Source organism: Pseudomonas sp. PvP027, from assembly GCF_017833005.1.
Classification (GTDB): Bacteria; Pseudomonadota; Gammaproteobacteria; order Pseudomonadales; family Pseudomonadaceae; genus Aquipseudomonas; species Aquipseudomonas congelans.
The window spans coordinates 5,290,740-5,310,948 of record NZ_JAFIBK010000001.1 but is presented as its reverse complement, the minus strand read 5'-3'; the positions used below and the strand labels follow the sequence as shown (position 1 = coordinate 5,310,948).

Genomic DNA, 20,209 nt, shown 5'->3' with positions numbered 1-20,209 from the left:
ATGCGAATCCTGTGGACGCTACCCTACCTGCCCTGGCCCACCACCAGTGGCGGCAAGACCCGCGAATACCATTTGCTGCGCAACCTGGCAGCGCGTGGTCATCGCATCACGCTGCTGGTGCAGTCCAAGAACCCGCTGGACGACGACGCACGCGCGGCGCTGGAGCCCTGGCTGGAACGCCTGATCGTGATCGACCGCCGCCCGCTGCTCAGCCTGCGTACGGTGCTGGCCGTGGCGTTCGCAGCGCCACCGATGCTGGCCAGCGTGAACGGCTACGCGCCGCACCTTGAAAAAGTCTTCGAGCAGTTGCTGGAGGAGGACTGGGACATTATTCAGTTGCAGCACACCTATGCCTTTCAGCCCTTCGAGCGCGCGCTCAAGCGTTCCGGCAAACCCTTCGTACTGACCGAACACAATGTCGAATCGGACCTGGGTGCCGCCAGCTACGACCGTCTGCCGCGCTGGGCCAATGCTTTCGCGGTCTATGACCGCTGGCGCTACCGGCGCTGGGAAACCCGCGTGTTTCGTCAGACCGGCGAGTTGATCGCCGTCACCGAGGACGATGCCAAGGCGCTTTCGCGCCTGAGCGGCAGGGCCACGTCCTATGTCGTCAACAGTGTCGACTGCGATTACTACGCCAGCGTCCACGCGGACCGTCACAGCCATCGCCTGCTGTTCATCGGCAATTATGAATACGGCCCCAATGTCGACGCCATCGAATGGGCGCTGGACGAGATCATGCCGAAGGTCTGGGCTCAGGCACCCCATGTACGTTTTGCCATCGGCGGCTTCGGTATGCCCTCGGCCTGGCGCGAGCGCTGGCCTGACCCGCGTATCGAATGGCTGGGCTTTGTACCTGACCTGCGTGCCTTGCAGGCCACTGCCTCGATATTCTTCGCGCCCCTGCGCCAGGGTGGCGGCTCCAAGCTCAAGACGCTGGAAGCCATGGCCGCCGGCCTGCCGGTCGTGACCACCGCACAGGGGGTTTCCGGCTTGGCGGTGAAGCATGGCGAACATTACCTGGGCAGCGAGGATGCCTCAGGCCTGGCGGCACTGATCGCTGAATACACTGACAAACCACTGCAGCTCGAGCAGATTGGCGAAGCCGGCCGCGTTTATGTTCGCGCCCGGCACGACTGGTCCGTTTCGGCCGCTCAGCTGGAAGTGATCTACACCCGCTTTTCGTTCTCCAAGCAAGGATTGCGCTCATGCGTATAGGACTCGACTACCGCGCGGCAGCCGGTTACCCCACCAGCGGCATCGGTCGCCAGAACCTGGCACTGGAACAGGCGTTTCGTGAACATCCGGACGTGCAATTGCAGCTGTTCGGCATAGCCCCCTACGATCACCCGGTGCGCCGCCTGATACATACCCCACGCTGGGCCGCCCCACTGAATTCGGTGCAGCGGCTGCCGGATCGCCTGCGCTTCGAAGGCCAGTTCCTGCCTGTTGCCCTGCGCGACGCCGGTATTCAGATCTACGTGGCCAATATCAACATGGGCCTGCCGCTGGGGCGCAAACCGGCCGGTATGCGCTACGTATTGCAACTGCACGATCTGTTTCAGCTCACGCAGCACAACAGTCACGGTTCGCAACTGAAAGCCAGGATCTACCGGATGACCGACTACCTGTCGATTGCCTGGTCGCTGAAGGTTGCCGACCAGATCTGGGTGCCTTCGCAATTCACTGCCAACGAAGCAGCGCGTCTGTTCCCCAGAATCAAGGCCAAGCTGCGCGTCATACCGCTGCTGGTGGAAGCCTTCAAGGGTGAGCCGGCCGACATTGTTCACCTGCGACTGCCGCTGCGTTACTGGCTGTGCGTGGGCACCCGCGAACCGCGCAAGAACATCAAGTGGTTCGTGGATGCCTGGCAGACCGCGCGCATGCAATTCGTCGATACTCCGGAGCTGGTACTGGTCGGTGGCGATGATCCGCTGACCGAGGCCCAGCGCCAGTTACCGGGTCTGCATGTGCTCAGCGGCCTGAGCGACGCCGAACTGCATGCACTCTACAAGAATGCCGAACGGCTCTGGCAACCCTCCAGAAGCGAAGGTTTCGGGTTGCCGGTGATTGAGGCACTGAATACCGGCACACCGGTTGCGGTGGCCACGGGCTCCTCGCTGGACGAAGTCGCTCCGCCCGACAGCCCGCGCTTTTCGCCGGTCGACAGCGGCAATCTGATCAGGTTGATGGGCACCCTGTCGCAGGCCCCCGAAGAGGATCCTGCGATTGCCAGGGACTGGACGCAGCGCTACCAGTTGAAAGCCTTTTGCGAGCGCGTGCACGCGGCGCTGGAGGAATTGCGCTGATGCCACTGGCCTTGCCCCTGGGGCTGCTGTTCAGCCTGCTGTTCGGCGTGATGATCTGGATGCTGCCCGCGCCCTTCGTGGTGGCGGCAGCAATCGGTATCGTGGCGGTTGCCACGATCATGCGTCGGCCGGTGCGCGGGCTGCTGCTGTTCTGCCTGCTAGGAACCTTCCTGCCCTACTCGACGGTTCAGATCGGCATTCGCACCACGGTGTCCGAAGCGCTGATCATGCTGACCTGGGCAAGTTATCTGCTGCACGCAGTCTTTCAGGAACGCCATCGTCTGCCCAACATGCTGCGCCCCGAACGGCTGCTGGTGGCGCTGATGCTGTTCAGTGCGTTTCCGTTTCTGGTCGGCCAGTTGACCGTCGTCGCCGAGGGTAACGGCCCGATCAACTGGATACGCTGGCTGTTCAACCTGTCGATCCTGTTTCTGGTGCCACGCTTGCTGACCAGCCTGAAGACGCTGGAAGACGCGATCATTGCGCTGCTCGGCGGGACGCTGCTGATGCTGATGCTGTCGATCGGGGTCTACGTCACCAAAGGCTCGGCCACAGCCATCATTCCTATCCTCGGCAGCCTGGGCTACAGCGGTGCCGACATCCTGAGCGAGAGCCTGCGTTCGCTCGCCAGTCGCATGGGCTCACCGTGGATGCATCCCAACGTGGCGGGGGGTGCGCTGGCGATGCTGCTGCCGCTGGCCTTCTGCTTCGGTATGACGCGCAGCGGCGCGGCTCGCAAGCTGGGCCTCACGGTGGCCGCACTTGGCGCGGTAGGCCTGTTGCTGACCGGCTCACGCGGCGCGCTGTTGAGCCTCATTGCGATGATGCTGCTGATGGCCCGGCGACGCATTCCGCACCTGGGACGGCTGCTGATGGGTGGCATGGTGGCCGGCATTGTTCTGCTGATGTTCTATCCGCCTCTGCAAGACCGGCTGATGGGGCTGTTCAGCGACGACGACGCCAGTACCGCGATTCGCTTTCTGGAATACAGCCATTTCCCCGACGCAGTTGCCACGTTCCCGTTCGGCATCGGTTTCAAGACCGACCCACCGGTATTGGGCTACACCGAGTTCGGCATTTCCAACCTGTGGCTGAACTACATCTACAAGATCGGCGTACCCGGCATGCTGCTGTTCATCGCCATCACCCTCAGTTGGTGGAAAGAAGTGCGCCCCGCGAGCGGCCGGGTCGTACTGACTCGCGATAACGCCATCGCGCTGGGCTGCACCACCGGTGTGCTGGCGGCGCTGTTCAGCGGTCTGTTCGACCATTACTTCAGTTTCACCAATGTGCTGGTTGCAGTGTTCTGGCTCTTGCTCGGCATCAGCCTGCAGGAAACCCGACGCCTGCGCGCCAGGCCCGACACCCCATCCAGATACCTTGACGCCTCACCCGAGCCGGGAGCCTCCTCATGAAACACCGCATGATGCATTCTCATAATCTCAGAGAGGCACTGCCCGATTACGCGCGCAAGATGGCGGTGCCGCTCGAAGAGCTGGAAGCCGCCTACCAATGGATGCTGGACAACGAAGTGTGCTTCGAAACGCGTATCAAGGAACGCACCCTGTCGTTCATCTGCTACCTCAATATCGAGCCGAGAATCGAACACCCGCTGGCACGACGCTTTTACAAGCTGCTGGCCAGCGAGACTCAAGGCGCGCTTATTCCGCTGTACGGGATCAACTGGCCGACCCTGCGCGACCGCATGTTGCGCACCTGGGAGCAGGCTTACAACATCCTGATCTGCAAGATTCCCAGTCATACCCTGCGCCTGCTGTGGTTGCGCATCGGCGGCGCGAAGATCGGCAAGGGGTCGACGGTCTGGCGCAATACCGAAGTACTGGGCGTCGACAGCCTGCGCATCGGCAATGACAGCACAGTGGGCTGGCACTGCCAGCTGGACGCACGTGGCGGACTGGTGATCGGCGATCACGTCACCATCGCTTCGCATGTGCTGATCATCGCCGGCGGACATGATCTCAACGAACCCGAATTCTGGGCAGTAGGCGGACCGGTGTTGATCGGCGACTACGCCTGGATCTGCAGCCGCGCGCTGCTTTCGTTCGGCGCCGACATCGGCGAAGGCGCAGTCGTGGGCGGTAACAGCGTGGTCTCCAAACCGGTTCCGCCGTACGCCATCGTCAGTGGCCCGAACGCGGAGATCAAGGGCGAGCGCGCCCGTGGACTCAATTACAAGGTGGGCGGCAAAGGCCTGTTCACCTTGTTTCACTGATCAGAAGCGCAGGCGATGCTGGGTTCGACACTCTGGCTGACACTGGCCACCCTCACCGGGCTGGCTGCCGGATTTGCCCGCGAATGGCTATTGGTGGCGGCTTGGGGTGCCGGAGGCCAGAGCGACGCGTTTCTGGTGTCGATGTTCCTGCCCGAAGCGCTGCGCATGTCACTGGCGGCAGGCTTGCTCAGCGCTGCCGCCCTGCCCCTTTATCAGCAGCGTAGCGTTGAACGGCAACAGCGCTGGCTGGGAGGCATGGCACCGCGTCTGTTACTGACCGGCGTGGCAGTGAGCGTCGTTCTGCTGCTGGGCGCCGGAGGGCTGGTGCGGCTGATCGGTCCGGGGCTGGACGCCGATGGCTACGCGCAGGCTGCCAGCGGCCTGCGCTGGCTGGCATGGTGCGCACCGGGCTTCATGCTGCATGCGCTGTTCTGCATACCGTTGCAGGCTCGTTCGCGCTTCGTCCTGGCCGGGCTCGGCTCGCTGCTGTTCAACATGCCGCCGGTGATCTACCTCGCCACATTCAGCCATGCCTCGACGTCGACCGGGCTGGCCAGCGCGTGCGTACTGGGTAGCGTGCTGATGCCGGGTTTGCTGTTGCCAGCCCTGTATCGTTCGGGCTGGCGGCCCTGGCAGTGGCAAGCGGAAGCTGGCGCAATACGTGAGCTGTTGCAGCGTATCGGCCCGCTGCTGAGCAGCAACCTGGCCAGCCAGGGTCTCGCCTTGCTGGAGCGCATGGTGGCTTCGCTGCTCGGCGAGGGCGCGGTGACCTGGGTCAACTTGGCGCGCAAGCTGATCAACCTGCCGTTGATTGCCTTGATGAGCCTGAATCAGGTGTTGCTCGGTCTGATGAGCGGCAGTGCCGGCGATCAGCGCCTGTCGCTGCTGAAACGCGGACTGGGCAGCGCGACATTGCTGACCTTGCCGGCGGTGGCCGGGCTGATCGGCGCGGCCGGGGCGCTGGTGACACTGTTGCTGCCCGATCAGACCCAGGGCGGGCCGCTACCGGGGCTGCTGGCCTGGTTTGCCGTACCGCTGATGTTCGGTGCCTGGAATGCCTTGCTGGCGCGCTATGCCTACGCGGCCGGTGACACGCGCCTGCCGCTCAACTGCGAGCTGATCGGCAGTCTGTGCAATGCGCTGCTGCTCGGCCTGTTGCCTTTTACAGTCGGCCTGACCGGCATTGCCCTCGCCGCGCTGGGCGGCGCGCTGGTCACCGGCGTGCTGCTGATGCGCCGCCAGGCATTGCTGAATGTCTTACCGTGGCGCAGTCACTGGTTGCTGGCCGCCCTGCTGATGGCTATCGCCGCCCTGCTGCTGCATCCATTGCACGACACCTGGCTGCAATTGACCCTTAGCTGTGTCTATGGCGCGCTACTGCTGGTCGGGCTGGCACTGTGGCTCAAACCGTGGCGCAACGTGTCCGCCTGATCGGCGGCCTGGCGGCAGGCTTCCCTGAAGCGCTCCAGGCTCGGCGAGATGAACTTGTCGCGGTGCCTGATCATGAAGAACCGACGATTGAGCGGCGGCAACGGGCTGGCAAGCGTGCGCAACTGCCCACTCGCCAATAGGTCGGCGACCACACGACGGGACAGGCAACTGATACCAATGCCTTGCGCGAGAGTGCGCATAATCGCTTCCGAACTGCCTACCTGGCGCATGTCCTGCAGGTCATGCAAATGTCTGAGCAGCAAGTGTTCGACCTCTTCACGTGTCCCGGAACCCTGCTCACGCAGCAGCCACTCGGCGCTCTGCAGTTCGCCCAGTGATACGTGTTCCTGACCGGCCAGCGGATGGGCGCAGCCGGCGACGATGACCATTTCATCCACCAGCCACGGCTCGGCGATCAGCTCCGGCAGATGACAAGGTGCCTCGATGAGGCCCATGTCGATTTCAAACTGCGCGACCTTGCGAGCAATCAGCGCGCTGTTGCCGATGTCCACATCGATTCGCAGGTGCGGCGTCGAGCCGCGCAGTGCCCCGACGATCTGCGGCACCACGTGGTTGCCGATGGTGCTACTGCTGCCGATGCGCAGGCGAGCGTTCAGCGCCGCGTCGGGCAACAGAAAGCTGTCCTCGATCTGCTGGGCGTTTTCCAGCATTTTCATGGCACGGGGCAGCAGTGTCTGCCCGCTGTCATTGAGCACCAGCCGCTTGCCCACGCGGTCGAACAAACGCGTACCCAGTGCGCTTTCCAGCTCGTTCAATGCCGCGCTGGTCGCTGACTGGGACAGCGCCAGAGCGCTGCCTGCGCTGGTGGTGCTGCCACAGCGGGTGATCGCGCAAAAAATCTGTAATTGCCGCAGGTTGATTCTCAAGGCCTTCTTCTCTCACGGAGCAAACCTACCTGCAAAACAGGTAACGATGAGAGAGATTACCCGTTTAGAAGATTGACTGTCGATCCGTAGACTGATGGCACGTCCCGAAACCATCAGCAGGGAGACTGTCATGAGCAGGCTCGCAATCCTCATCAAGGGCAAAGCCCCTTTCGCAGCACTGACCAGCCCGCTGGAAGCGATTCGACAATTCACTCCCAATTGGTTCGCCGTCACCATGGGTACCGGGATTCTGTCGCTGGCGCTGGCTCAACTGCCGGGTGGCCCTGCTTCGCTGCGCGCGGTGGGCGAAGCGTTGTGGTTCCTGAACATCGCCCTGTTCACGCTGTTCAGCGTAATGTACGCCAGCCGCTGGTTGCTGTTTTTCGATGAAGCACGGCAGGTCTTCGGGCACTCCACCGTGTCGATGTTCTTCGGCACCATCCCCATGGGCCTGGCAACCATCATCAATGGCTTGCTGGTGTTCGGGCCGGCGCGCTGGGGCAGTGCCATAGTCCCGGTTGCCGAAGCCTTGTGGTGGCTGGACGTGGCAATGGCCATGGCCTGCGGCGTGCTGATTCCTTTCATGATGTTCACCCGTCAGGAACACAGCATCGAGAAGATGACCGCTGTCTGGCTGTTACCGGTGGTGGCGGCAGAAGTCGCCGCAGCCTGCGGGGGATCGCTGACGACGCATCTTGCGGCCGCGGACTCGCAGTTCACCGTGCTGATCACCAGCTACGTACTGTGGGCCTACTCGGTGCCCGTAGCGTTGAGCATTCTGGTGATTCTGCTGTTGCGCCTGGCGTTGCACAAACTGCCCCATGAAAGCATGGCGGCGTCCAGCTGGCTGGCACTCGGTCCCATCGGTACGGGCGCACTGGGCATGCTGGTGATGGGCAGCGACGCCCCGGCCATCTTCGCCGCCCACGGCCTCGCATCCATCGGCACGGTGGCAGCAGGCATCGGTGTGCTGGTCGGTACGCTGTTCTGGGGGCTGGGTCTGTGGTGGATGGCGCTGGCCGTGCTGATTACGGTGCGCTACGTGAAACAGGGCATCGGTTTCAATCTGGGCTGGTGGGCCTTCACCTTCCCGCTCGGGGTGTATGCGCTGGCAACGCTCAAACTCGGCGCTACCCTGCATCTGGGCTTGTTTGATGTGTTTGGCACGTGGCTCGTCGCGCTGCTGGCGCTGATGTGGTCGGTCGTGTCGGTACGGACGCTGGCCGGTGCCTATCGGGGTTATCTGTTCGTCTCGCCTTGCATCGCCGCACAAGGGGGTGTCCGCCGGTAAGTTTCCTTGAACTTACCTCTGCGACGAGGCGCCTGAGAGGAATATCTTCATGACAGAGAGCCTTCATGCCCAACTCAGTATTTTCCGCGAGCACCTTTTCCGGCAACCACGCCGCTCGCGATGAAAACATCGTTATCAACTCCTACACCACCGTGCTGCGCAAGACGGGTGTTCCCCATGAACTGTTCGCGACTTACTGGCGCGACGTTCATGGCCCGCTGTGCGCCAGGCTTGAAGGCCTGGGCTGGTATGTTCAGCATCACCTGACGCGCGAAAAGGACGGCCACCTGTGGCCAGTCATCGAAGGCGTTACGGCATTGCCGGGCTACGTGCTGGATGGTGGCGTCGAGATCGGTTTTCTGTCCGCCGAAGCGCAGAAACAATTCAAGGATGCCAGTGCCCTGCTGTTCTCCGACGAGCAGAACATGTTCGAGGAAACCATCGCCTACGACGTTCCGGATGGCTCCAGCACCCTGGTGGATCGTCTGCCCGACCCGATCCCCAACGAAACCGCCGCGCAGGACAAGATGCATCTGCACTTTCATCTCGCCAGCGCTGACCTGCCTGCAGCCCGCAAAGCCATTGAGCAACTCGCCCATGACATGGCCAGTTCCGATGCCGTGCTGAAACTGCGCCTGCACCTCGCACAACCCTACGATAACGCCAAGCCTGCACCACCGGCGCCGGATGTTAATCACGAGGTCGAAGAGTCGCGCCTGAATATCGTCATGATGGAGTTGGTGTTCGAATCGGCCTGGACGCGCAGAACCTATTACGCCAGCGAGCACTTCAAGACGATCACCCAAGGCCTCAGCAAGCATGTTCGCTACATCACACCGTTTGGTGTCAGCGGTGTCTACACCTACGTGCGCGATGCGCTGATGACCACTGCCGGCGTGCGTGGCAGCAGGCAGGCCCAGTTGATCCGTCAGCTGGGTGCGATCAACCAGACCCGGCCCGAGATCGAAAGCCTGTTTGGCGCGCCTTCAACGTTTTGAAGCGCCTGCCTCGCATGTCTGCTTTAACCGGCATGATTCGGAATCCTGCCTTACTCAGCAAAATGGAATTGAGGGACGCCTGTGAAAGCGCTGACGACTCGTGAGGTGTATCAGCAACTGCGCGATGCTGCGATGGGTACGCGGTCGCTGAAGCTAATCGGCATGCCATCCGGTTCCGGGCTGCAGCAGGTCGAGATCGAGGGCTGGCTGCTGACTCTGGACATAACCGAAGGCAGCCCGACCCGCTGTCGCGCATGTCGCTGCCCGCAGGGTCGGGAAGGCTCGTTCGAAAGCTGGCTGCGCACCGATCCGGTGAGCTTGCTCAGTGGCTGGGAGCATGCGCAGATCGAGCGGTTGCTGGGTGAGGCGATAGCCTGGCAGCCCGCTCTCGATCAGGTTAAAGGACAGTCGTCGGGCTCTCAATGATCGTGGCTTGAACGTGCCTGGTTATGCTGGGCCGAGGCACCTCTCGTTCCTCACGCTCCACGTGGGAATGCGGCTAGCCTGGCGTCCTGCCAGGCTACTCCCGGATCAGCGCCAGGATTCAGCCGTCACTAACGTCGCACTCTGCGTCGTCAGTGCCATTGCCGTCGAAAGGCACTGCGCTGAGAGCGGCGGCTGTTTGACTATCGTTCCAACGCTCCGCGTGGGAATGCAGTTCGTGACGCTCCGCGTCACACAGCGGTTCTATGCCGGGAGGTGGATTGAGGTTCGACGAGTCATTTTGATGAGGCCAAAGTAACCTCGCACTCTATGCCGTCAGTGCCATTGCGACTGAAAAACGCTTTGCCTGGACTCAGGCCATTGCTGAATCGTTTAACTCGGCGTTAAATGGCTACTCAGACGATACGCAACACCATAATTCCAATAATTACAGAAGGACCACCACCATGAAATCCCTTCCCCTGCTCGTGGGCCTCAGCGCCCTCACAGCCGCTTCCAGTGTGTTTGCCTGGGATTACGTGCTGCTCGACACCGACAAGGCTGCGCAGAATCAGCAGATCACCAGCCAGCAACTGGGCGTCAAGACCGACAAGCCGTTCACTATCACAATGCGTACGCTGCACGGCGGTCGTCAGGAAGGCGTGAGCATCATCGATATCGACAACGGCACGATGAAGCTGTCAGTCGTCCCGACCCGTGGCATGAACGTGCTGCAGGCATCAGTCGGCGATGTGCGCATGGGCTGGGATTCGCCGGTCAAGGACGTGGTCAATCCGGCCTTCATCGAGCTCAATGGACGCGGCGGACTGGGCTGGCTGGAAGGTTTCAACGAGTTGGTGACTCGCTGCGGCTATGAGTGGGTGGGCCATCCGGGCATGGATAACGGCGAACTGCTGACCCTGCACGGCCGTGCCGCCAACATTCCGGCGAGCAAGGTGACACTGCAGATCGATGAAAAACCGCCTTACGCGATTCGCCTCAAGGGTGAATTGAAGGAGCAGGCGTTCAAGAAGGTCGACTTCTCGGTGCAGACCGAACTGGTCACCGAGCCGGGCAGCACGAGCTTTTCGCTCAACGATACGCTGACCAACAATGGCGACTATCCGAAAGAATACCAGGCGCTGTACCACAGCAACTTCAGCACGCCGTTCCTCGAGCAAGGGGCGCGTTTCGAAGCACCGGTCAAACAGGTTTCGCCATTCAATGAAAAAGCCAAGGGTGACCTGGGCGACTGGCAGACCTACCGCGCACCGACGCCGGATTACGACGAGACGGTCTACAACATCGTGCCCTACGGTGATGCCAAGGGTGACACGCTGACCGTGCTGCACAACAAGGCTGGCAGCCTGGGTGTGTCGGTCGGTTTCAATACCAAGCAGTTGCCGGTGTTCTCGCTGTGGAAAAACACCGACACCAAAGGCCAGGGCTACGTCACCGGCCTGGAACCGGGGACCAGCTTCTCCTATAACCGCCGCTTCCAGCGCCCGCTGAACCTGGTGCCAACCATTGCCCCGAAAGAGCAACGTCAGTTCCAGATCAGCTACAGCCTGCTGGCTGACAAGGGCGCGGTGGACAAAGCCCTTGGGCAGGTCAAGCACATTCAGGACGGTCGCGAGACCGAAGTGCGCAAAGAGCCGCTGGTGGATCTGACCAAAGAGCAATGATCCTCATGTGACGTCTCTTCAACACAGCGATGAAACAGGGCCGGATGTCGACGCAAGCCATTGTGTCGACATCCGGCCCTGCTCGTTCAGGTCGTAAAAATTCTCACAACACTTGAGGTTTTCGCCTGTCTACACCCTCTCAACCCTCCGAAGACGAGCATGCACATGAAAATCCTGATGGTTTTGACATCCCATGACCAACTGGGCGACACCGGCAAGAAAACCGGTTTCTGGCTCGAAGAGTTCGTCGCGCCGTATTACGCGTTCAAAGAGGCCGGTGCCGACGTTACCCTGGTTTCTCCGAAAGGCGGTCAACCACCGCTGGATCCGAAAAGCGATGAGCCAGACGCTCAGACCGAAGACACCAAGCGTTTCTCCAAAGATGCTGAAGCGCAGAAAGCGCTCGCCAGCACAGGCCGCCTGGCTGACGTCAATGCCGCCGATTTCGATGCTGTGTTCTACCCGGGCGGTCACGGCCCGCTGTGGGACCTGGCTGAAGACAAGAACTCCATCGCTCTGATCGAGGCTTTTGCCAAGGCAGACAAGCCACACGGGATGGTCTGTCATGCACCTGGCGTATTGCGTCACGTAAAAGCGCCGGACGGCCGGCCGCTGGTCAAAGGTCGCCGCGTCACAGGCTTCACCAACAGTGAAGAAGAAGCGGTCGGCCTGACCAATGTCGTGCCTTTTCTGGTCGAAGACACGCTCAAGCAACTGGGCGGTGACTATTCCAAGGGCGACGACTGGGGCGTTTACGTGCTGACCGACGGCAAACTGGTGACTGGCCAGAACCCGGCCAGCTCTGCGCAGGCGGCCAAAGACCTGATCACTCTGCTGAACTGATCGGTTTGCGCGGTTCGGCGTTCGACGCTATCAGCATCGGGCAACGGACCGCGCGTCATTTAAATCGAATCTTGCCCACGCCACACTGACCAATAACCACACACCCCAACAAGAAGGAGTACGGTCATGGCCGATGAATCCAAACGCGAAGACCTCGATCACAAGCCGGAAAACGCCGGCAAAGTGGGCGAGAAGAACAAACAGCTCAATCAGCAGGGTGAACAGGCTCGACCTGCGACCTCACCCGACCCGCAGAAAGACAAGTCAGGCAACTGACACCGCGTCAGAGCAGGCCGCGTTCGGCACACACCTTCACGACTTGTTCACGCAGCCAGCCACTGGCTTCGTCTCTATCCGCCTGGGCGCTCCACAGCATGTCCAGGCTGAAGCCTGGCAGGTCAGGCGGTAGTTCGAATACTGAAATCCACAGTTCATTACCCAGCAGCGTCTGAATGCGCCGTGGCAGCACCAGCATGAAATCGGTGCCTTCCAGCAATTGCAAGGCCGCCCGGTAGCTGTTGGCCCGCGCGACGATGTTGCGCTCCAGCCCCTGCTGCTGCAGCCAGCCATCCACCATGTTGGTGTCGGACGTCCACGGCGTCGGATAGACATGACGATGCTGGATGAAGGTTTCAAGGTCGATCAGGGCGCTGAGCGGCGCAAACCGGGAGTCCATGACGCAAACCAGATCATCCTCCATCAATACCTGCGAAATCAGACTGTCCGGGACTCGGTGAAACCCAGGCCCGAAGCACAGGGCAAGGTCGAACAGACCATCGTTCAATTGCTCGGCAGGCAACTGCTTCTCCAGCTTCTGCACATTGACCGTCACCGAGAAACCGGCGGCAACAAAGTCACGCATCAAATGCGGCAATACCAGCAGCTCGAAATACTCAGGGGCGCAGACTGTGAAGGTGGTCTGTGCACGAGTCGGGTCGAACAGGTCGAGGCCGTTATGGCACAGATTGACCGAGCGGAGAATCTGCTGCACATGGTCGTGCATGGCCAGCGCCTTGCGGGTCGGACGCATGCCATTGCGGGTGCAGATGAACAGATCGTCTTCGAAGTTCGCACGCAGCTTTTTCAGGCAGTAACTGACCGTCGACTGGCTGACATGCAACGCTTCCGCGACCAGGGTCAGATTGCGCTGCTCATACACCGAGACAAAGACCATCAGGTCCTGCATGTCCAGCTTTCTCAGGGCATTACTGTTAAGCATCAGGGTATCTCGCTGGCGCTGTGACCAGGCGGTCAGGTCAACGCGCACAAGATAGCATCAAAATGCGATCATGCCGCCTACCTGCCAGTGATGACAGGTTCGCCGAGTGCGTTGCGCAGATGATCAGCATAACGTCGGGGGTCGAGTCGCACCACCATCAACAGCATGATCGCGACCAACGTCATCAGTGACCACCACGCCCCTTCAAAGCTGCCCGTCAGGTCACGAATCACTCCCGCAAGCAGCGGCGACAGGCTGGCAATCAGATAACCCACACCTTGCACGAATGCCGTCAGGCTGCCCGCCTGCTGTGGATCATCGAAATGATCCATGGATACGATCAGGCTCATCGGAAAAAGACCGCCGATCCCCAACCCCAGCAGGCATGCCCACAGCAGGCCCAGCTGTTGCGGCATCAGAATCAGCCCGACAAAGCCAATCATCATCAACATCAGCAGCACAACCAGCGCCATGCGCTTATCGCGACTGCGGTTGGCCAACGCCGGAGCCAGCAGACCCGATACGACCTCCATCAGCGTCAGAAAGCCCAGCAGCAGCCCTGCACTCTGCTCACTCCAGCCATTCTCCAGATAATACGGCGCCAGCCAGGCCAGCACGCAGGTATAGGACGCCGTGCCAAGGCCGAAGAAAATCCCCAGCATCCAGGCCCGAGGCGTGTGGAAGAAGGTCTGCCGCAGACCTGCAGCGGCTGACGCGTCAGGCCGCAATACGTGCCGCTGGGCAAACCAGAAGCACAATGCCAGAAGAGCCAATAGCGACCAGACCGCCAGGCCGAAGCGCCAACTGCCGCTGCTGCCCATCAGCAGAGGGCTGAATGAAGCGGCCAGCGCGGCGCCGCCCATGATTGCGGTCACATACAAGCCCATGCACAAGGAAACGTCGGACTTGAAGCGCGATTTGATCAACGCGGGCATCAGCGCCTGAATCAAGGCAATACCGAGACCCGCCAGCACAGCGCTGAGAATCAGTTCCGCAGCAGAATCGAGAAACAGACGCGCCAGAGTTGCCAGACCGATAAGCGCCAGTGAAAGCATGATGCTGCGATACGAACCCAGGTAACGAGCGATGCCCATGCCGAAAAACATTGCCAGTCCCATGGTCATGACCGGCAGCATGGTCAGCAATGACGCCGTCCCGAAACCCAGCGGAATGTCCAGACGAATCGCCACCAGCAACGGACCGACCGCGGCCATCGACGGACGCAGGTTCAACGCCACCAGCAGGACACTGATCATCAACCCAATATTCTGAACCACCGAGTTACGTATCTGCATACCGTCACCACTGCTATCGAGGTCACGATTAGGCCGGGCGCATGCTCAGGGGACAAATCAAAATCTGGGCCTTGCCATTTAAAAATCAGTTCACCGTTACCACAGGTGGTTTTCAGGCGTTCTGCCGACGGCATCTGCAGGATTCTGCGCTCTCCGTCTGTTCGGTTTCAGACTCAACCACCTCATCCACGCCCAACCACCAGGTCAGACCGCGACACGGGTATTGCACATAGAACGGCTGGCCCATCATCGGTGTGGTGATCGAGACATTCTGCTCCCAGGCCAGGGCCAGAATGCGATCGAACGGCTCGTGCCAGGCATGCATTGACAGGTCGAAGGTGCCATTGTGGATCGGCAGCAACCAGCGACCGCGCAGGTCCAGGTGCGCCTGCAGCGTCTGCTCGGGCTGCATGTGCACATCGGGCCACTCGACGTTGTAGGCGCCGGTTTCCATCAGGGTCAGGTCAAACGGCCCGTATTGCTCGCCGATGGTCTTGAAGCCATCGAAGTAACCGCTGTCACCACTGAAGAAGATCCGCTGATCGCCATCGATCATCACCCAGGACGCCCACAGGGTTCGGTTGCTGTCGAGCAGCGTGCGCCCCGAGAAATGCTGCGAGGGCGTGGCGACGAACTCGATGCCTGCCACTTCGGTGGACTGCCACCAGTCCAGTTGACGCACCTTGTGCGCAGGCACGCCCCATTCGATCAACGTATCGCCCACGCCAAGTGGCGCCAGAAAGTGCTCGGTCTTTTCGGTCAGCGCCTTGATGGCCATGCGATCCAGGTGATCGTAATGATTGTGCGAAAGAATCACCGCCTTGATCGGCGGCAACTCTTCGAGGCTGATCGGCGGCTGATGAAAGCGCTGCGGGCCCGCCCACTGCACGGGTGAGGCACGCTCGGCGAACACCGGGTCGGTCAGCCAGAACTGGTCACGCAGTTTGAGCAGCACGGTCGAATGCCCCAGGCGATACACCGTGTTGTTCGGTGCAGCCAGCAATTGCTGACGCGACAGCGGCTGGACCGGAATTTCCCCTGCCGGGCGTGTGTCCTTGGGCTTGTGGAACACCTGATCCCAGAAAATACCGAGCGTGCGCAACAGACTCGACGGCTTCATCGTCGCGTGATTGCGGTATCGCCCTTCGTGTCGGGACAAGACAGGCAGTGAAGATGCGTCCTTTTTCTGATGTGTCGAGGCCATGGTTCGCTGACTCCTGGGGGCAGGTTGAGGCTCCAGCTGTGCATACTTCGTACGTGATCCTGTTGCAGGATGCCCGAGGGAAAATATGTAACAGTGTTTTACACTACACGGTGTAGTTTTAAGCTTGCATGATCCTTGGCGACAAGTAAACTGCTGAGTGTAATTTTCTCTAAACGCACGTTTGAAGCGAACCTATGACCGAACCCATGCGCCTCACCGATCAGAAACGCGAATCCATCGTCCAGGCGGCAATTGCCGAATTTGGCGATCGTGGCTTCGAGATCACCAGCATGGACCGGATCGCCGCGCGCGCCGAGGTTTCCAAGCGTACGGTCTATAACCACTTCCCCAGCAAGGAAGAACTGTTCGCCGAGATGCTGCAACGCCTCTGGAGCTGCGCCCCGCCGCAGGCCGAAGTGGTTTTCCGCCCGCAGATCGGCCTGCGCGAACAGTTGCGGGAACTGCTGTGGGGCAAGATGCGCAACCTGACCAACAGTCACTTTCTCGACCTGGCCCGCGTGGTGGTAGGCGCGACCATTCACTCGCCCGAGCGGGCACAGGTGTGGATGGCACGTATCAATGAACGAGAAGAGACCTTCAGTGCCTGGATTCGCGCCGCGCAGAAGGACGGCCGCCTGAAACCGGTCGACCCGGCCTTTGCCGCGACGCAAATGCACGCATTGCTCAAGTCGTTCGCGTTCTGGCCGCAGGTAACGTTCAGTGCTGCATTGCTTACACCCGAGGAGCAGCACAATGTGGTCGAATCGACGCTGGACATGTTTCTCGGCTGGTACGAAATAACCCGCTGACGCTGAAGCAGTCGAGCACGGTATTTTCAGTCGAGCACAACGCCGCGGCACTCGCCAAAGCCAATCGAGACGTGCCCTTCGCGATGACAACGGGCACGCAGAAGCACCTCGTCGCCACGCTGCAGGAACATTCGCTCTTCACCATTGGGCAAGGTCACCGGTTGTTTGCCGCCTGCGGTCATCTCCAGCAGGCTGCCGTACTGACCTTCCTGGGGGCCGGACAACGTACCGGTGCCGAGCAAGTCGCCCGGTTGCAACTTGCAACCGTTGACGCTGTGATGCGCGACCATCTGCGCCACTGTCCAGTACATGTTCAGCGAGTTGCTCAGACCCAGCCGGTGAGGCGCCAGCCCGGCGTCTTTCATCTGTGCAGTCAGCAGCAGCACTTCCAGCTCGATATCCAGCGCCCCGCCCTGCTGATCGTGTTCATCCAGCAGATACGCCAACGGTTGCGGATCGCCGTCCGGGCGTTGCGGTTGCGCGCGACGAAACGGTTCAAGGGCTTCGGCTGTCACTATCCAGGGCGAGATCGTGGTGGCAAAGCTCTTGGACAGAAACGGACCCAGCGGCTGGTATTCCCATGCCTGAATGTCACGCGCCGACCAGTCGTTGAGCAGGCACAATCCGGCAATGTGCTCGGCAGCCCGATCGATCCCGATGGCCTCGCCCTGCGCATTCCCCGGCCCGATCCAGACCCCCAGTTCCAGCTCGTAATCGAGGCGTTTGCAGGGACCGAAAACGGGAACCTCCTGACCTGCCGCCAGGGTTTGTCCACTGGGTCGCCGCACCGCCGTACCGGAGGGGCACAAGGTCGACGCTCTGCCGTGATAGCCGATCGGCACGTATTTGTAATTGGGCAGCAGCGGGTTGTCCGGGCGAAACAACTTGCCGACATTCAGCGCATGATGAATACCGACGTAGAAGTCCGAGTAATCACCCACCCGAGCGGGCATGTGCAGGGTGCACTCACTCATCGGCAGCAACAAACCGGCAACGCCCTGCAGCCTGTCGCGTTGCGGACTGTCTTCATCGAGCAACTGCAACAAGGCGGCGCGCAATGCCTGGCGCGCAGCGGCGCCCAGCGCAAGGAAATCATTGAGCTGGTCGCGGCTGGCGACTTCGGCAACCTCGGCGGCCGGTCCCTGAAACACCCCGGAGTCCGCTGCTGCGCGCAGATCGAAAATCCAGTTGCCTATGGCCACCCCGCCACGCGCACCGGTCTGGCCATGACTGAACACGCCCAACGGCAGGTTCTGCAGCGGAAAATCGGCATGCCCGTTGGCAGACTCGACCCAGCTAAGACGATTCAGCACGGTCGTCATCAGTGTGGCTCCTTGGTGAATGTCCTGGCCATATCCTTCCAGCACGCATCGTAATCGGTTTGCAGTTGCGGGCAGTCGAGCGCGTGACGACTGGGGCGCAAGACTTTGCCGGTCTCGAACATGAAGGCCATGGTGTTGTCGATCCTGTGCGGTTTCAGCTCGGCGGCAATGGCTTTTTCGGCGGTGACATTATCGGGGCCGTGCGCACTCATGCAGTTGTGCAACGAAGCGCCACCGGGCATGAAGCCTTCGGCCTTGGCGTCGTACGCTCCGTCGATCAGACCCATGAATTCGTTCATCAGGTTGCGGTGGAACCACGGCGGGCGGAAAGTGTTTTCCGCCACCATCCAGCGCGGTGGAAAGATCACAAAATCGATGTTGGCCTGGCCGTGAATAACTCCCGGTGAGGTCAGCACGGTGAAAATCGACGGATCCGGATGATCGTAGCTGACCGTACCGATGGTGTTGAAACGCCGCAGGTCGTACTTGTACGGGACGTTGTTGCCGTGCCAGCCCGCCACATCGAACGGTGAGTGCTCCAGTTGCGTCGACCACAGCTCACCGAGGAACTTCTGCACCAGCTGCATAGGCTGGCTACTGTCTTCAAACCAGGCGATCGGGGTCAGAAAATCACGTGAATTGGCCAGCCCGTTGCTGCCGATCGGCCCCAGTTCCGGAAGGCGCAAGGCGCAACCATGATTCTCGCAGAGATATCCACGGGCGCTGCTGTCGAGCAAGTGCACGCTGAACTTCAGCCCTCGCGGCAAGACGGCGATTTCCAGAGGTTCGATGTCCAGCATGCCCAGTTCGGTGACGATTCTGAGCCGGCCCTGCTGGGGCACCACCAGCCATTCGCCATCCGCACTAAAGAAAGCTCGCTGCATGGAGGTATTGGCGGTGTACAGGTAAACGCTGACACCGTCAGCCTGCTCCGCCGCCGAGGTGCTGGCGATGGGGATGAGACCGTCGATGAAATCGGTGGGTGCGACCGGTATATCGAAGGCATTCCAGCGCAACCGATTGGGGTTGATCGGCCCCTGCTCCTGCCCGGCCATCTGCCGATCCATGCGCTGGTAGCGCGGATGGGCGGCCGACGGCTTGATCCGATACAGCCAGGTACGTCGGGCTTCGCTACGCGCGACCGTGAAAGCGGTGCCCGAGAACTGCTCGGCATACAGACCCAGCGGATGCTTCTGCGGCGAATTCCGGCCAATCGGCAAAGCCCCGGGCAGCGCCTCGCTGTTGAACTGGTTGCCGAAGCCCGACTGATAAACCAACGCTTCGGAACTGGAGTGGATAGCCATCTGGACCTCTTGTTGTTATGGGGTCGGGCAGAGACAGGAAGAAACATAATTTAACGTAAGCGGATTACGCATAACGTAATTTGAGTTTGCCAGCCGGTCAAGCTATAAAGCTGCCTTCCCCGATCGGCGCACAGCACTCCATGACCCAGGAAACCGAAAGCCCCGCAGGCGGACGTCAGCAGAAGGTCCAGGCCGCCGAAGTCGGACTGGGCGTGCTCAAGGCGCTCGCCGAACTCTCCCCTGCCACATCCTTATCGAGACTTGCCGAACACCTGGGCATGCCTGCCAGCAAGGTTCATCGTTATCTGCAGGCGCTGATTGCCAGTGGCTTTGCCGAACAGGATGCCGTCAACAATCACTATGGGCTGGGCCGCGAGGCGTTACAGGTGGGGCTGGCCTCGCTCGGCAAGCTGGATGTCCTCAAGGTTTCGGCACCCTGGCTGGCCAGCCTGCGCGATGAGCTGAACCAGACCTGCTTTCTGGCGGTATGGGGCAACAAGGGCCCGACCGTGGTCTATGTTGAGCCCTCGATGGGTGCGGTGACGCTGGTCACGCAGATCGGCTCGGTGCTGCCGCTGCTTGGTTCGTCTACCGGGCTGGTGTTCGACAGCTTTCTGAACGACCGCGAAACCGCTGCGCTTCGCGAACAGGAATTGCCTTTGCTGAACGCCGGGCAGTTGCGTGAGGTCGAGCAGCATGTCGAGCAGATTCGTACCACTGGCGTGCACCAGATTCAGGGCTTGTTGATGCCGGGGATAAACGCAGCTTCGTCGCCGCTGTTCGCAATGGGCGACAAGTTGGTGGGCGTGATCACCGTGGTTGGGCCGGGATCGCTGTTGAACGACGAGACGCAGACTCTGGCGGCCAGGCGGCTTTTGCAAACGGCGGTGGCAATCAGCGAACGCATGGGAGGTAGCCATCCGTCAGACTGACGTTGCGCCTGCCGCGACGCACGT

19 protein-coding genes are annotated in these 20,209 nt (G+C 60.9%); 13 read left to right on the top strand and 6 right to left on the bottom strand.

Going from position 1 to position 20,209, the window contains the following annotated elements; genetic code table 11:
• From JOE33_RS23155 to JOE33_RS23135, 5 genes are read left to right on the top strand one after another with little or no spacing between them, the layout of a single operon-like run.
• Positions 1–1,218, top strand: coding sequence for a glycosyltransferase family 4 protein (locus JOE33_RS23155; protein ID WP_187625407.1), 1,218 nt, complete (start codon positions 1–3; stop codon positions 1,216–1,218).
• Positions 1,209–2,309, top strand: coding sequence for a glycosyltransferase family 1 protein (locus JOE33_RS23150; protein ID WP_187625408.1), 1,101 nt, complete (start codon positions 1,209–1,211; stop codon positions 2,307–2,309). Before JOE33_RS23155 ends, JOE33_RS23150 begins: the two co-directional genes overlap by 10 nt.
• Positions 2,309–3,724 carry an O-antigen ligase family protein gene (locus tag JOE33_RS23145; protein WP_187625409.1) on the top strand — a complete coding sequence of 472 codons (1,416 nt, stop codon included), beginning with the start codon at positions 2,309–2,311 and terminating at the stop codon, positions 3,722–3,724. Before JOE33_RS23150 ends, JOE33_RS23145 begins: the two co-directional genes overlap by 1 nt.
• Positions 3,721–4,542: an acyltransferase gene (locus tag JOE33_RS23140; protein ID WP_010430888.1), complete on the top strand. Its 822-nt coding sequence runs from the start codon at positions 3,721–3,723 to the stop codon at positions 4,540–4,542. Before JOE33_RS23145 ends, JOE33_RS23140 begins: the two co-directional genes overlap by 4 nt.
• Before the next feature lie 15 nt (positions 4,543–4,557).
• On the top strand, positions 4,558–5,973 hold the full coding sequence (locus JOE33_RS23135; RefSeq protein ID WP_122694434.1) for a lipid II flippase MurJ: 1,416 nt from the start codon (positions 4,558–4,560) through the stop codon (positions 5,971–5,973).
• Here the strand turns inward: JOE33_RS23135 and JOE33_RS23130 are convergent.
• Positions 5,907–6,860, bottom strand: a complete 954-nt coding sequence (locus tag JOE33_RS23130) for a LysR family transcriptional regulator (protein ID WP_032611623.1) — start codon at positions 6,858–6,860, stop codon at positions 5,907–5,909. The genes JOE33_RS23135 and JOE33_RS23130 overlap by 67 nt on opposite strands.
• Positions 6,861–6,990: 130 nt before the next feature.
• On the opposite strand from JOE33_RS23130, the gene JOE33_RS23125 reads away from it, so the two are divergent.
• The 6 genes from JOE33_RS23125 to JOE33_RS23100 all read left to right on the top strand — a co-directional run bounded on the left by JOE33_RS23125 (position 6,991) and on the right by JOE33_RS23100 (position 12,376).
• Positions 6,991–8,151, top strand: a complete 1,161-nt coding sequence (locus JOE33_RS23125; RefSeq protein WP_187625410.1) for a TDT family transporter — start codon at positions 6,991–6,993, stop codon at positions 8,149–8,151.
• 65 nt (positions 8,152–8,216) lie between these two features.
• The gene (locus JOE33_RS23120) at positions 8,217–9,149 is read left to right on the top strand and encodes a hypothetical protein (protein WP_010430900.1); all 933 of its coding nucleotides are present in this window, start codon (positions 8,217–8,219) and stop codon (positions 9,147–9,149) included.
• Between the two features lie 81 nt (positions 9,150–9,230).
• Positions 9,231–9,575 (top strand): hypothetical protein, encoded by a 345-nt coding sequence (locus tag JOE33_RS23115; protein ID WP_096243212.1) that lies wholly within the window; start codon positions 9,231–9,233, stop codon positions 9,573–9,575.
• Positions 9,576–10,039: 464 nt separating this feature from the next.
• Positions 10,040–11,257, top strand: a complete 1,218-nt coding sequence (locus JOE33_RS23110; RefSeq protein WP_010438692.1) for an aldose 1-epimerase family protein — start codon at positions 10,040–10,042, stop codon at positions 11,255–11,257.
• Between the two features lie 165 nt (positions 11,258–11,422).
• Positions 11,423–12,100: a type 1 glutamine amidotransferase domain-containing protein gene (locus JOE33_RS23105; RefSeq protein ID WP_163023614.1), complete on the top strand. Its 678-nt coding sequence runs from the start codon at positions 11,423–11,425 to the stop codon at positions 12,098–12,100.
• 126 nt (positions 12,101–12,226) lie between these two features.
• Positions 12,227–12,376 carry a hypothetical protein gene (locus JOE33_RS23100; RefSeq protein WP_002554136.1) on the top strand — a complete coding sequence of 50 codons (150 nt, stop codon included), beginning with the start codon at positions 12,227–12,229 and terminating at the stop codon, positions 12,374–12,376.
• Between the two features lie 7 nt (positions 12,377–12,383).
• Here JOE33_RS23100 and JOE33_RS23095 read toward each other — a convergent pair whose 3' ends face one another.
• The 3 genes from JOE33_RS23095 to JOE33_RS23085 form a co-directional block, all read right to left on the bottom strand.
• A complete protein-coding gene (locus JOE33_RS23095; RefSeq protein WP_187625411.1) occupies positions 12,384–13,319 on the bottom strand; it encodes a LysR family transcriptional regulator in 936 nt (311 codons plus the stop codon).
• A gap of 77 nt (positions 13,320–13,396) precedes the next feature.
• A complete protein-coding gene (locus JOE33_RS23090; protein WP_187625412.1) occupies positions 13,397–14,614 on the bottom strand; it encodes a cyanate transporter in 1,218 nt (405 codons plus the stop codon).
• A 112-nt stretch (positions 14,615–14,726) separates the two neighbouring features.
• Positions 14,727–15,818, bottom strand: coding sequence for an MBL fold metallo-hydrolase (locus JOE33_RS23085; RefSeq protein WP_010438687.1), 1,092 nt, complete (start codon positions 15,816–15,818; stop codon positions 14,727–14,729).
• 194 nt (positions 15,819–16,012) lie between these two features.
• Here JOE33_RS23085 and JOE33_RS23080 point away from each other — a divergent pair, with 194 nt between their 5' ends.
• A complete protein-coding gene (locus JOE33_RS23080; RefSeq protein WP_032611636.1) occupies positions 16,013–16,627 on the top strand; it encodes a TetR/AcrR family transcriptional regulator in 615 nt (204 codons plus the stop codon).
• A 26-nt stretch (positions 16,628–16,653) separates the two neighbouring features.
• On the opposite strand, the gene fahA is transcribed toward JOE33_RS23080, so the two are convergent.
• On the bottom strand, positions 16,654–17,949 hold the full coding sequence (gene fahA, locus JOE33_RS23075; RefSeq protein ID WP_187625413.1) for a fumarylacetoacetase: 1,296 nt from the start codon (positions 17,947–17,949) through the stop codon (positions 16,654–16,656).
• On the bottom strand, positions 17,949–19,253 hold the full coding sequence (hmgA, locus tag JOE33_RS23070; RefSeq protein ID WP_032611640.1) for a homogentisate 1,2-dioxygenase: 1,305 nt from the start codon (positions 19,251–19,253) through the stop codon (positions 17,949–17,951). Before hmgA ends, fahA begins: the two co-directional genes overlap by 1 nt.
• 140 nt (positions 19,254–19,393) lie before the next feature.
• Here hmgA and JOE33_RS23065 point away from each other — a divergent pair, with 140 nt between their 5' ends.
• Positions 19,394–20,185 (top strand): IclR family transcriptional regulator, encoded by a 792-nt coding sequence (locus JOE33_RS23065; RefSeq protein ID WP_122590121.1) that lies wholly within the window; start codon positions 19,394–19,396, stop codon positions 20,183–20,185.
• The last annotated feature ends 24 nt before the right edge of the window (positions 20,186–20,209 follow it).

Coding starts and splice junctions, on each gene's coding strand:
- JOE33_RS23155 (WP_187625407.1), top strand. CDS start 1: ATGCGAATCCTGTGGACGCTACCCTACCTGCCCTGGCCCACCACCAGT.
- JOE33_RS23150 (WP_187625408.1), top strand. CDS start 1,209: ATGCGTATAGGACTCGACTACCGCGCGGCAGCCGGTTACCCCACCAGC.
- JOE33_RS23145 (WP_187625409.1), top strand. CDS start 2,309: ATGCCACTGGCCTTGCCCCTGGGGCTGCTGTTCAGCCTGCTGTTCGGC.
- JOE33_RS23140 (WP_010430888.1), top strand. CDS start 3,721: ATGAAACACCGCATGATGCATTCTCATAATCTCAGAGAGGCACTGCCC.
- JOE33_RS23135 (WP_122694434.1), top strand. CDS start 4,558: ATGCTGGGTTCGACACTCTGGCTGACACTGGCCACCCTCACCGGGCTG.
- JOE33_RS23125 (WP_187625410.1), top strand. CDS start 6,991: ATGAGCAGGCTCGCAATCCTCATCAAGGGCAAAGCCCCTTTCGCAGCA.
- JOE33_RS23120 (WP_010430900.1), top strand. CDS start 8,217: ATGCCCAACTCAGTATTTTCCGCGAGCACCTTTTCCGGCAACCACGCC.
- JOE33_RS23110 (WP_010438692.1), top strand. CDS start 10,040: ATGAAATCCCTTCCCCTGCTCGTGGGCCTCAGCGCCCTCACAGCCGCT.
- JOE33_RS23105 (WP_163023614.1), top strand. CDS start 11,423: ATGAAAATCCTGATGGTTTTGACATCCCATGACCAACTGGGCGACACC.
- JOE33_RS23100 (WP_002554136.1), top strand. CDS start 12,227: ATGGCCGATGAATCCAAACGCGAAGACCTCGATCACAAGCCGGAAAAC.
- JOE33_RS23095 (WP_187625411.1), bottom strand. CDS start 13,319: ATGCTTAACAGTAATGCCCTGAGAAAGCTGGACATGCAGGACCTGATG.
- JOE33_RS23090 (WP_187625412.1), bottom strand. CDS start 14,614: ATGCAGATACGTAACTCGGTGGTTCAGAATATTGGGTTGATGATCAGT.
- JOE33_RS23085 (WP_010438687.1), bottom strand. CDS start 15,818: ATGGCCTCGACACATCAGAAAAAGGACGCATCTTCACTGCCTGTCTTG.
- JOE33_RS23080 (WP_032611636.1), top strand. CDS start 16,013: ATGACCGAACCCATGCGCCTCACCGATCAGAAACGCGAATCCATCGTC.
- fahA (WP_187625413.1), bottom strand. CDS start 17,949: ATGACGACCGTGCTGAATCGTCTTAGCTGGGTCGAGTCTGCCAACGGG.
- hmgA (WP_032611640.1), bottom strand. CDS start 19,253: ATGGCTATCCACTCCAGTTCCGAAGCGTTGGTTTATCAGTCGGGCTTC.
- JOE33_RS23065 (WP_122590121.1), top strand. CDS start 19,394: ATGACCCAGGAAACCGAAAGCCCCGCAGGCGGACGTCAGCAGAAGGTC.